This is a genomic window from Beggiatoa leptomitoformis, assembly GCF_001305575.3.
GTDB lineage: Bacteria > Pseudomonadota > Gammaproteobacteria > Beggiatoales > Beggiatoaceae > Beggiatoa > Beggiatoa leptomitoformis.
This window is the reverse complement of the sequence record NZ_CP012373.2, coordinates 3505643-3517211: the sequence shown is the minus strand read 5'-3', so window position 1 is coordinate 3517211 and position 11569 is coordinate 3505643. Positions and strand designations below refer to the sequence as shown.

General features: G+C 39.4%; 7 protein-coding genes. 1 reads left to right on the top strand and 6 read right to left on the bottom strand.

Annotated elements, in window-relative coordinates; translation table 11 throughout:
- Positions 1-3: 3 nt before the first annotated feature.
- Positions 4-1614 carry a hydrogenase large subunit gene (locus AL038_RS14830; RefSeq protein ID WP_062154099.1) on the bottom strand — a complete coding sequence of 537 codons (1611 nt, stop codon included), beginning with the start codon at positions 1612-1614 and terminating at the stop codon, positions 4-6.
- Between the two features lie 261 nt (positions 1615-1875).
- The gene (locus AL038_RS14825) at positions 1876-2463 is read right to left on the bottom strand and encodes a rhomboid family intramembrane serine protease (protein ID WP_062154096.1); all 588 of its coding nucleotides are present in this window, start codon (positions 2461-2463) and stop codon (positions 1876-1878) included.
- Between the two features lie 289 nt (positions 2464-2752).
- On the opposite strand from AL038_RS14825, the gene ppc reads away from it, so the two are divergent.
- A complete protein-coding gene (gene ppc / locus AL038_RS14820) occupies positions 2753-5563 on the top strand; it encodes a phosphoenolpyruvate carboxylase (RefSeq protein WP_062154094.1) in 2811 nt (936 codons plus the stop codon).
- An 87-nt stretch (positions 5564-5650) separates the two neighbouring features.
- Here the strand turns inward: ppc and AL038_RS18605 are convergent, their stop codons facing one another.
- From AL038_RS18605 to AL038_RS14800, 4 genes are all read right to left on the bottom strand, one after another.
- Entirely contained in the window at positions 5651-6121 is a 471-nt protein-coding gene (locus AL038_RS18605) for an IS630 family transposase (RefSeq protein ID WP_106405021.1), read from the bottom strand.
- Complete coding sequence (locus AL038_RS18600) at positions 6108-6473, bottom strand: IS630 transposase-related protein (protein WP_062154092.1); 366 nt, start codon at positions 6471-6473, stop codon at positions 6108-6110. The genes AL038_RS18605 and AL038_RS18600 overlap by 14 nt, the downstream gene beginning before the upstream one ends.
- A gap of 198 nt (positions 6474-6671) precedes the next feature.
- Positions 6672-7319, bottom strand: coding sequence for a c-type cytochrome (locus tag AL038_RS14805; protein ID WP_062154090.1), 648 nt, complete (start codon positions 7317-7319; stop codon positions 6672-6674).
- 119 nt (positions 7320-7438) lie between these two features.
- Positions 7439-11536 carry a PAS domain S-box protein gene (locus tag AL038_RS14800; protein ID WP_062154088.1) on the bottom strand — a complete coding sequence of 1366 codons (4098 nt, stop codon included), beginning with the start codon at positions 11534-11536 and terminating at the stop codon, positions 7439-7441.
- Positions 11537-11569 lie beyond the last annotated feature (33 nt).

The window sequence follows — 11569 nt, the reverse complement described above, 5'->3', positions numbered from 1 at the left end:
TACTTACAAATCCACACCCGAATATGAACCATTAACCGACTTATTACAAACAGGAAAATCAGGCACAATATCATTGCGAATCATTAATTCTAACGCCGACCAAGTTAGCCAACTGGGGTCACGCGGATAAAAACGGTCAATCAACCCAGCTTTACCGAAACGAATATAACTCACGATTTCTCCGCGCCATCCCTCAATAATCCCCAAACCTTCCGCATTTTCTAAGGGAATTTGCCACTGTCCAACAATATCGCCTGTTGGGAGAAAACTTAATAACTGATTCAATAATGTTAATGTTGCTTGAATTTCAGCCAAGCGAATTTGTAAACGCGCTTTAACATCCCCTTTTTTAAAAACAGGCACTTCTACCACTATTTCATCATAAGGGGGATAGGGACAAGCGCGACGCACATCGTATGTTAATCCACTCGCCCGTCCAACATAGCCCAAACACCCTAAACGACTGGCTGTTTCTAAAGATAAAATTCCCGTTGTTTCTAAACGGTCTTCAATCCCCGTATGACGGTCAATAATGCCTGCTAACTCTTCTACTTCTTGCTGAAAAACATGCAATTGTGCTTTATGTTCAGGAATTAAATTGGCGGCTAAATCCGTTTTTACCCCACAAGGAATAATGCAATCCATTAGAAAACGATGCCCAAAACTGGCTACGTTTAAGCGTTGCCATTCCTCACGCAACCGCGCAAATTGATAAAATGCAAAACTAAACGCGACATCATTACAAATTGCCCCTACATCACCTAAATGATTCGCCACTCGTTCCCGTTCACAAAGTATGGCACGGAGAAATTGCGCGCGCGGGGGTATCGTCACTTGTGCCGCCCGTTCCATTGCCATACAGGCCGCCCATGTGTGCGCAACGGTACTGTCGCCTGATACACGTCCTGCGAGTTTTGCCAATGCAATGGGGTCACGCCCTTCAGCAATTTTCTCAGTTCCCTTATGGATATAGCCTAAATGTTCTTCTAAATTTAAGATTTTTTCGCCAACGGCTTGAAAGCGAAAATGTCCCGGTTCAATAATCCCCGCATGAACAGGACCGACAGGAATTTCATAAACACCAATCCCTTGTGCTTGTAAAAAAGGATAGTCGCTGTCTGGTGGCGTAAGATGTGGTGGCGCACCTTGTGCGGAAAAGGCTTTGCGTAATGGATATTCATGTTCTTGCCACGCTTGATGACGTATCCAACGACGTTTATCAGGATGGTCTATAAAACGAATTCCGAATAAATCTTGTATATGTCGTTCTACACGATTTGCAGCGGGATAAAATGGCGTAATAGACGCTATTTCAGGGGTGTCGCTCGCTATTTCCGTCCGAAAAACGACATAATCCCCGCGTTTTTCTACACAACAGCTAAGAATGAAAAACCCATAATATTCATCTTTTGCTGTAGGTAGGGTTTCTGTTACCCATAAGGCACTAAAACGACAGGCAAATTGAGCCACTTCTGCAAGCGCACGTCCCCATTCTGGCGCGGGAATATGTAATAAGTGAGCAGGTTGTAACGTGGTTTTTGACCCATTCCCCACTTGAATTGTCTGGTCTTCAAAGCGGGCAAGTAATTCCGCTAACCAATCAAAACGGCGCATTATCAATGAATCCTTTGGTTAAACTAAATGGGATAAACACAGGTACTAAATAACGATTTTTTGTAGATAGTATTTTAACCTGAGTTCAGGATAAGAAATTCTCGTTCCCACGCTCCAGCGTGGGAACGAGATAAACCAATTAAATTTATTAATTTTTCCCTATTTCTTATCCCGAACTCAGGTTATTTTAGTATTTGGTATTTAAATTTACCTTCTGCATTGTATCAACAAGTCTGTAAACAGGCATAAATGAACGCATCGCTAAGATGTTTTTTTACTTTTTGCCAAGCGTAATAAACCCAAAATAAATACTACACCAACAAATGCCCCACCCAAATGGGCGATTCGATTTACACCATCTGCCTGTCCTAATTGTTGTGTTTCTTGAATCACTTGCATAATCACAAATTGCCCTAAAATCAAAACTTCTAATAATCGCCGCCAATCCCAACTCAGTCTAATTAATACACTGACGGAGAATAAGCCAAAAACTGCCCCCGACGCGCCCAGCGAGCTAAAATAGCCTGATTGTAGTAACCAACTCATCAGATTAGCCCCAATGCCACAAACTAAATAACTGATAATAACCCCGCTTGCCCCTTCCTCCTCCTCAACCAATTTGCCAAATAGATAGAGAAAAAATAAGTTACCCGATAAGTGTTGCCAACTCGCATGGCAAAATAAAGAAGTGACAAATTGATACAGCGCGGGATTATGATGGTTTAAATAGAGTCTTTCTAAGGGCAATTGCAGAATATGGTCTAATACATACATAACTAAATTAATAATAATCAGAGTAAAAACACCATTATAAGTTTGCGACGATTTGGGGGTGAAAGTATCAAACATGATAAATAATCCTGAACACGTTGATGGGTAAAAACGAGAGTGTAACAAGCAATTCAGCCTGACAATATGCACAATTTAGAAACCTGATGATAAGCACTTGCACCTTCAATAAAAGCTATTCAGAATAAACCTTGTCACCTTTAGGCTGTTAAGAATAAGACATTAAGATAAGGCTAAAGGACTGATACCCGTTTATCCGACGGGACAGCACGACTTAACTTTCACCTAACAAGTTAAGTTATTCATCTGTTTACCCTCACAGATACCTACCAAAATAAGGATTTAGGCCATGAAAAACCTCGTAAAAGATAAACCGCTGCGCCGTCGAGTAAAATTATTCGGTAAATTAGTCGGTAAGGTCTTACGCGCCCGTGCGCATGGACAGGTTTACGCAACGGTAGAAGAATTACGCAAAGGCTATATTCAACTCAGAAAAACCCCTGATAGCGTAAAACAGCACAAATTGGAGCGGATGATCACGTTGTTATCGCCCGAGGTGCTATCAGAAGTCATTCGTGCTTTTAATATTTATTTCAGCCTGACCAATATTGCTGATGAATTATTTAAACATCAAAGCCGCCGTGAACAGGTACATAAAGGCGGTGCTTTATGGGAAGAATCATTTGATGCGACCTTTCGGGAATTTATAAAAGCAGGCTTGTCCCCCCAAGATATTCAATCCTTATTTGATAATTTACTTTATACCCCTGTTTTTACTGCACATCCAACAGAATTACGTCGTCGTACTTTAATGTTAGCCTTACGGCGCGTTTTTTTAGCCACGGAAAAACTTGACCAGCGTGGCTTAAGTTGGGTAGAACACGCTGAATTAGAAGCGGCATTGGAAGCGGAATTACACATTTTATGGAAAACCGACGAAGTGCGTTTGCGCCAGATGCACGTTGAAGATGAAATCAGTAATGGCTTGAATTATTTCCGTGAAAGTCTATTTACAGCCGTTCCCCTCGCCTATCGTGCGGCTGAACGGACTATCAAACGCTTATATAACGATACAAATCAAACCCCGGTTGTTGTACCCAGTTTTCTACGGTTTGGCTCGTGGATTGGTGGCGATAGAGATGGCAACCCCTTCGTAAAACCCGCAACAACAGTTAAAGCCCTACGGCTGCAAAAAGTCGAGATTTTGCGCGAGTATGAACGGCAATTATATGATTTAAGCGATATTATCACGCACTCAAAATCCTTTTGCCAACCCAGTCAGGCCTTATTAGAAAGTATTGAACAAGATGCAGGATTATTAGCCCGTAATAATCTTTATACCTACAGCGAACATATTTTTGAAATTTATCGGCGTAAATTATCAATGATGCGTATCCGCATTAAAAATAATTTAGAAGCAACAGAAGCCCGTTTAAACAATGCATTAACAGGCATGGTGATTGCGGATAAAGAACGCATTGGTTATACCAACGAAGCGGAGTTTCTGGCTGATTTACAGTTAATTTATCAGTCATTATTAAGTCATGACGACCAAGCGGTTGCCGACGGCGCGCTAAAAGATTTAATTCGTTCAGTGGAAACATTTGGGTTTTATTTGATGAAATTAGATATTCGTCAAGAATCCACCCGCCACACAGAGGCAGTTACTGAGTTATTAACGGCACAAAATATTGATTATAATAGCTTATCAGAAAATGCGCGTTTAGCATTACTGATTCAGCTATTGCAGACGGAACAGGCGTTATTAACCAATAATACGCGATGGTCAGAACTGACGGCAGAAACGCTAGAAGTCTTTCAAATTGTTCATGATATGCGCCAAGAAATCAGCCCTGATGCCTTTGGAAGTTATGTTATTTCCATGACGCATAGCGCAAGCCATGTATTAGAGGTTTTATTATTAGCGCAACAGTATAAATTGGTTGATAAAAATGGGGGATATTGTTATATCGGCGTATCCCCTTTGTTTGAAACAATTGACGATTTAAACCATATAGAACACGTTTTAAGCACGTTATTTACCCAGCCTTTTTATCGGCAATTGTTACGGGCTTCTGGCAATACGCAAGAAGTCATGCTGGGTTATTCCGATTCGTGTAAAGATGGCGGTATTATCACATCCTCATGGTTATTACACGAAGCACAGAAAAAAATCACCGCGTTAGCAGAAGCCAATCAACTGGCATGTCGTCTATTTCATGGACGCGGTGGCGCGGTTGGGCGGGGCGGTGGCCCTACTTATGAAGCGATTATTTCGCAACCAGCAGGCACAGTACATGGGCAAATCAAATTTACTGAGCAGGGCGAGGTGTTAGCGTATAAATACAGTAATCCTGAAACCGCCATGTATGAATTGACCGTTGGCGCGGCAGGTTTGCTTAAAGCCAGCAGTGTGTTAATGCATAAGCATAAATCCGTTGATAGCCGTTACATAGAAATTATGAATTACCTTGCAAAACAAGGGGAAAAACAATATCGCTTGTTGACGGATCACACGGAAGGTTTTATGCCATTTTTCTATGATGCAACGCCTGTTGCTGAAATTGGCTTGATGAATATTGGCTCACGCCCTGCACGTCGTCGTTCTGATAACCCATCAAAATATTCCATTCGTGCTATTCCTTGGGTTTTTGGCTGGTCACAAGCACGTTATACATTGCCTGCATGGTTTGGGTTGGGAACAGCATTAGAGAAATTTTGTGATAAAGATGTGGATAATTTAGCAAAATTGCAAAAAATGTATGTTGAATTTCCGTTTTTTAAATCGTTGTTAAGCAATATTCAAATGTCTTTATTTAAAACAGAAATGGATATTGCCCGTCGTTACGCAGATTTATGTAGCGATAAGCGACAAGCGGAAAAAATCTTTGCCATGATAGAAGCGGAGTATGTTCGTTCTGAACAATATTTGTTGCAAGTGGCGAATATTAGCGAATTGGTTGCAGATAACCCATCGTTACAATTGTCGATTGAACGGCGATTACCGTATATAGACCCACTCAATGCAATACAGGTTTATTTATTGGGACAATATCGCCAAACCACTGCAAGTGGTAATGCTGAAGAAGCCAAACGTTGGTTTGACCCCTTGATTCGTTCTATTAATGCAATTTCAGCGGGAATGCGTAATACAGGTTAATTTAATGGCACGGATAACACGATTTGGGGTGTTATCCGTATCAAAATAGACAAAACCTATATGTATAGCAACAGTACTATAAAAAGATTAAATAGAATTCAGTAAAAAGAGCTCATCAATAGAACAATGTTGTTGTTTACGGAGAGTCTTAGCCTGAGCCCATTTATGCTCAATAGGATTTAAATCAGGCGAATAAGGCGGTAAATATTCCAAGAGATGCCCAGCGTCTAAAATAGCCTGCTGAATGTCACTACGTTTATGAAAAGTGGCGTTATCCATCACAATCACAGAATTCTGAGGGAGTTTAGGAAGTAAGTCTTGGGTTATCCAAGCGAAAAAGACATCGGAATTAATCGCCCCAGAAACTAAAGAGACCGTTAATAAACAAAAATTGAGCAAAGCCCCGATGACATTAGTACGTCCCTTTGCATTCCAATCTTGCGTGCCAGAGCAACGTTTGCCGATAGGGGCATAACCAAAACGGCGTGGCATATCATGAGCAAAACCACTTTCATCGATAAAAACAATTTGCCTATCAGATTGTTTATAACGGTTCATTTTGTTTTGAAAGACTTGCCGTGCTTCGGGGTTGGCTTTGGGATGTTTGAGGGTTTTTTTTACGGCTAATCCCTAGACGTTTTAACGCATGGCGAATCCCGCCTTCCGTAATCCCAAAACGGGCTGCGCGTTCATAATGGTAAGCATCGGGATATAATGCAACATCTTGTTTTAGGGCTTCCATGTCTATTTTAGTTGGTCTGTTACGTGTTCCTTTGGCTTCCAATACTTTGCTCCACCTGACGACGCTTGCGATGGCTATTTGGAAGCGTTTCGCTACCGCTGCTAGGGTGAGATTTTCTTCTTGTTTCACTTTTAATACTTTTTTACGGAAATCTATTGAATAGGTCATTTCTTATTCTCTTTTTAAAATACGGTTACTATATATTGATGAATAGCAAAGTCTCTGGTGTGTTTTTATCTGACAAACATAAAAAAACCAGACTTTGGGTAAAATCTGGTTTTTTTAAGAATAAGGAGTTTATGTGGCGTATTTTTAGAAATTCTGCAACATATACTCTTTATTTTACAAGAGACTGTAAACCAAAGTTTAATGTAAACCAGAAATATATTCTGCAACAGCGGCTATTTCTTCAGTGGACAGCTTTTGTGCAATTTGGCGCATCATAAGTTTAGTTGCTTGATCAGATTTGCTACCTCGCGCACCGCTCTTATAATCTGCCAATTGTTTTTGCACATATTTAGCATGTTGTCCACTCAATGCAGGGTATTTTGCCCCGCCATTGCCACTGCCTTTAGGACCATGACAGCCTGCACATGCGGGCAGTCCTGTGCTTTGATTGCCTCCACGATAAATTCTCTCACCTTGGGTGGCTAATTCTGCACTAGATGCCGCGCCTTGTTTCTTTGTTTGGTCTGCAAAATAGGCTGCTAAATCAGCTATTTCTTGTTCTGTCAAATTTGCCGCTTGTGACGACATTAATGCATTTTCTCTAACGCCTGCTTTAAAATCATGCAGTTGTTGCTCAATATAACTGGCATGTTGTCCTGCTAGGCTTGGCCATTCAGGGTTTATGCTGTTGCCATCCGCGCCATGACAGGCGACGCAAACCGTTGTTGCTTTGGCTTTACCTGCCTCAGCAGTGCCAACAATCGCGCCATTGCCTGTTGCTTGTTCTGTCGCATAGACAAACGGACTACCAAGCAAAATGTAGAGTGCTAAAGTCAGTTTCTTCATTAACTTAATTCCATAGATACGTCAACCAAAGGAGGCGTTATATTATCATTGAATGACTGTAATTGAAAAATGCTAAGGGGGATTTTTTCAGGGCTTCTCACCCTTTTAGCATTATTTTTTTAGGTTTTTTCCGTTTTTACGCCGAGATATTGTTGAATCAGGTTAAGCAGTTGTTTGAGTGCAAATGGTTTACTGATGTAGTCATTCATCCCCGCAGCAAGACATTGTTCACGATCACCGGGCATTGTGAGTGCTGTCATGGCGATAATGGGTAGCGAAGCAAATTGTGCGTTTAAGCGAATTTGGCGCGTTGCCTCTATGCCGTCCATACCGGGCATTTGTACATCCATCAAGATTAAATGCGGTGTTTCTTCGTGTAACTGTTCTAGTGCTTCTGTTCCTGTGCGAGCGGTGTTTACTCGATAACCATGTGCCATTAAGTAGTCTATCAGTACCAGAATATTATTAAGGTGGTCTTCGGCAATTAAAATCAGGGGTGCTTGTTGGGCGATTGTTGCATTGATGGTGCTAGGTGGTTTTAAGACAATTTGTGGGTCTTCGCTTTGTATATAAGCGCGCCATTTTTCAGATACGGCGGGTAAAGAGACGGTAAAACGGCTTCCTTGTCCTGCTTGGCTTTCTACCTTAATGCTACCGCCATGTAATTCTGTCAGGCGGTGTACTAACACTAAGCCTAATCCTGTTCCCTCATATTGTCGGGATAGACGACTGTCAAGTTGGGTAAAGGGTTTAAAGAGCTGTTGCATGTTTTCATTATCAATACCGATGCCTTTATCCCAAATAATAAAGTGAATGGCTTGTTTTTCGGCATCGTGTTCAACTTCTAAGCCGATATCTCCGCCTTCTGCCGTAAACTTAACGGCATTACTGAGTAAATTTAGGAGAATTTGTTTTAAACGGCGTTGGTCGGCATAAATAACTTGTGCCTGTCCATCTAAGTGAAAATGAACATGTAATTTTTTATTTTCCGCTTGTTGCTTTATCAATGTTAAACAACTTTGGCAAAGTTCTGCAATATTCGTTGTATCTAACATTAGTTGAACTTTGCCCGCTTCAATTTTAGAAAGGTCTAATATATCGTTGATAAGGGCTAATAAATGTTGTCCACTTTCATGAATATGATGTAAAAATTTATGTTGTTTTTCATTCAGCTTGCCATAGACTTCTTCATTCAGTGCTTCTGACATCCCTAAAATTGCATTTAAAGGGGTGCGTAATTCATGGCTCATGCTGGCAAGAAATTCATCTTTTAGGCGATTGGCTTTGGCTAATTCCAAATTGGCATCACTTAATGCAGCGGTGCGTTTTTCAACTTGTTGGGCAAGTAATACTCTTTCAGCTTTTAAAGCACTTTCTATCTTTTTCTGTTCGGTAATATCTTGAATAACCATTAAATAGTGTGTGCTATAACTGCCATAATCTAATTGGCGCGTGGTTAATTCTAAAAAAAGATTTTCAATATTAATATATTGACGGTTAAGATAGTTTTGTTCACTATTAGTATTATATAACAATGGGTTAAAAATTTTTTCTGCTAAATAATCCTTATTGTCATCGATAAGAAAGGGAAAATACTGTTGTGCTTGTTGATTAACAAATAGGATTTTTGCTTTTTTATCAAATAAAACCACCCCGATGGGTAAATACATAACAATGCTTTGTAAGTCTCGTTGTTCTTTGATAAAAACTTCTTGAATACGTTTGAATGTATTTGCCAAATGATTAATAAATATGTAGCAAAGACGCAACTGATTATGGGTAAAAGCATCTTTCATCACCGTGCCTAGCCATAAAATACTGCTAGGCTTTGCTTTATTTTGTAAAGTTGGTGTAGTTTTTTCTAAAGGAATGTTTAAACGGCTTGATAATAGCGTTGTGTTATTGAAGGTATTTTGTAAGCTATATTGTTTTAACCAGACGATGGGGATTTCTTCAGCGGTTATCCCATGATGCGGGTTGAGTGAAGTCAACGTTGCAAACACTTCTTCACGAATATTTTGTATAAGTGTGGGGCTTAGTTTTTCTCGGCTTGCGATAAATAGCTGATAACTATTCGTATCATTACTGATAAAACAGCTACAGGTGATGGCTGGGATTAAGCGGTATAGATATTCGTAAAAAATTCGTAGCACTTCATCCATGTTTAAACGATAGTTCAATTGTTGAGTGAACTCGTATAATTCGCGGATTTCAAAATTACGTTGTTGTAATTCAACTTTACTTTGCTTAAGTGCAATTTCTGCGTATTTATAATCACTGACATCTTCAGCAATGCCTACTACCCGATATAGTTGTCCCGTTGCGTTATAAATAGGATAGCTTCTGTCCCTAATCCAGCGGATTTCTTTATCTTCTACGCGGATAATGCGATATTCTTGTATAAATTCCCCTCCCTGTTGGAAACGACGAAATGCTTTTTCCACCATATTGCGATCATCAGGATGAATAATTTCTGCCCATAACGCGGGATTTTGTAATAAATCTTTTGTCGATTGTCCCCAAATTTTTTCATGGCTAGGACTGATATACAGCAATTTATTTTGTTCTATATCAAAAATATAAAAAACTTCCTCAATGTGTTCTGCCAATTGCCGAAATTGTTCTTCACTGTATTGTAAGGTCAATCGTAATTGTTCGCGTAGCGTGACATCTAGGGCAAAACTGAGTAAAGACAAAATTTGTCCTTGTTCATCCAAACGGACAGACACATGCCATTCACAAAAAAGGAGTTGTTTTTCTTTAGTGTAATGTCGACTAATGTGCATGATAGTGGACATTTCGCGACAGATTAGGCGTTTAATTAAGATTTTTATAACACGAATATCTGCTTGATGAACCCAATCAACTTCAAATAAACTTTTGCCTAACATTTCGCTGGCATACCAACCAAACATTTTTTCGGCTGTGGTTGACCAATAGCTAATTTGTCCTTCAGCATCCCATTCAACGATAGCAAAAGGCGAGTTATCAATATGAAATTGTAGATTTTCGTAAGTTTTACTTAATTCTATATTGCGTTGAGAAAGGAGTTCTTGTTGTTCACGTAACGTGTTTTCTGTATTTTTATAGTAGGTAACATCTTCAGCAATACCAACCAAGCGATAGACATGACCATTTCTGTCTATCACGGGATAACACTTATCACGAACCCAATAAATATCCCCATTCGCTTTTAACAAACGGTATTCTGCTTGATGGTATGTTAGGTTTTTTTCTTGAAAAAAATCATTAAAAAATAAAGTTTTAACGTATTTTTTATCTTCTGGATGGACTGCATCTAACCAGACATGTGGGTTTGTTAATAACTGTTGAACGGGTATTCCCCATACTTGTTCAAAGGCGGCGTTAACGTAAATAATTCGTTGACTTTGTAAATCTACTACATAACAAACTTCGTTTAGATGTTCAGTAACTTGGCGAAATTTTTCTTCACTATTATGTAGGGCTTGATGATGTTCTTCACGTTCAGTAATGTCTTGTGCAAAAGACAAAACGGACAGTGGATAGTTATCCGTTGCAGGTTGTACAGAATTGTGCCATTCGCAAAAAATAATCCGTTTATCTTTTGAGTAATTACGGTTTACACAAATATTGTTTTGTTCTATCCCCATGAGTAGGCGGTCTTTTACTTTTAAAACATGCTCGCTATCCTCTTCATAAATAAAATTAACCTCAAAAATATTTCTACCTAATATTTCCGCTTCGCTATATCCAAAGATTTTTTCAGCCGATAACGACCAGCGATGTATGATGCCTTTTTCATCCCATTCCATAACCGCTAATGGCGAGGTTTTAATCAGCTCGTTTAAACGGGCTAAGGTTTCTTGTGCTAATAGTTCAGAATTCGCCTTGATATTTACCTGTTTTTTTTGTTTTTTTAATAAGTAACGATGCACCATACGTGATAATTTTGACCCGTATGGTAAAACGTAAAAAATACCACTGACAAAAAGCAGATACCCTATAAAACCACATAGCGATATTAACTCAGTCACTATAAAATCCGTGCTGTGTAACGGTATTTCCGCACTTAAATAAAAACTTTTTTCTAGGCTGATAAGACAAAAACCACCAAAAAGCAAATACCATCCTGTTTTGCGTGTGTTTTTTAATTGTTGATTTATAACGGATAGAGAAGCTAAAACCACCGCTAACATACCAATTTTTAAACATTCAAGAATAATGAGGTATGACATAGTTTTTGTTGGTTCTATAAATTAGGTAGGATA

Excerpts from the sequence above, each read along its gene's own strand:
- AL038_RS14830 (WP_062154099.1), bottom strand. The coding sequence starts at position 1,614 with ATGCGCCGTTTTGATTGGTTAGCGGAATTACTTGCCCGCTTTGAAGAC.
- AL038_RS14825 (WP_062154096.1), bottom strand. The coding sequence starts at position 2,463 with ATGTTTGATACTTTCACCCCCAAATCGTCGCAAACTTATAATGGTGTT.
- ppc (WP_062154094.1), top strand. The coding sequence starts at position 2,753 with ATGAAAAACCTCGTAAAAGATAAACCGCTGCGCCGTCGAGTAAAATTA.
- AL038_RS18605 (WP_106405021.1), bottom strand. The coding sequence starts at position 6,121 with ATGAACCGTTATAAACAATCTGATAGGCAAATTGTTTTTATCGATGAA.
- AL038_RS18600 (WP_062154092.1), bottom strand. The coding sequence starts at position 6,473 with ATGACCTATTCAATAGATTTCCGTAAAAAAGTATTAAAAGTGAAACAA.
- AL038_RS14805 (WP_062154090.1), bottom strand. The coding sequence starts at position 7,319 with ATGAAGAAACTGACTTTAGCACTCTACATTTTGCTTGGTAGTCCGTTT.
- AL038_RS14800 (WP_062154088.1), bottom strand. The coding sequence starts at position 11,536 with ATGTCATACCTCATTATTCTTGAATGTTTAAAAATTGGTATGTTAGCG.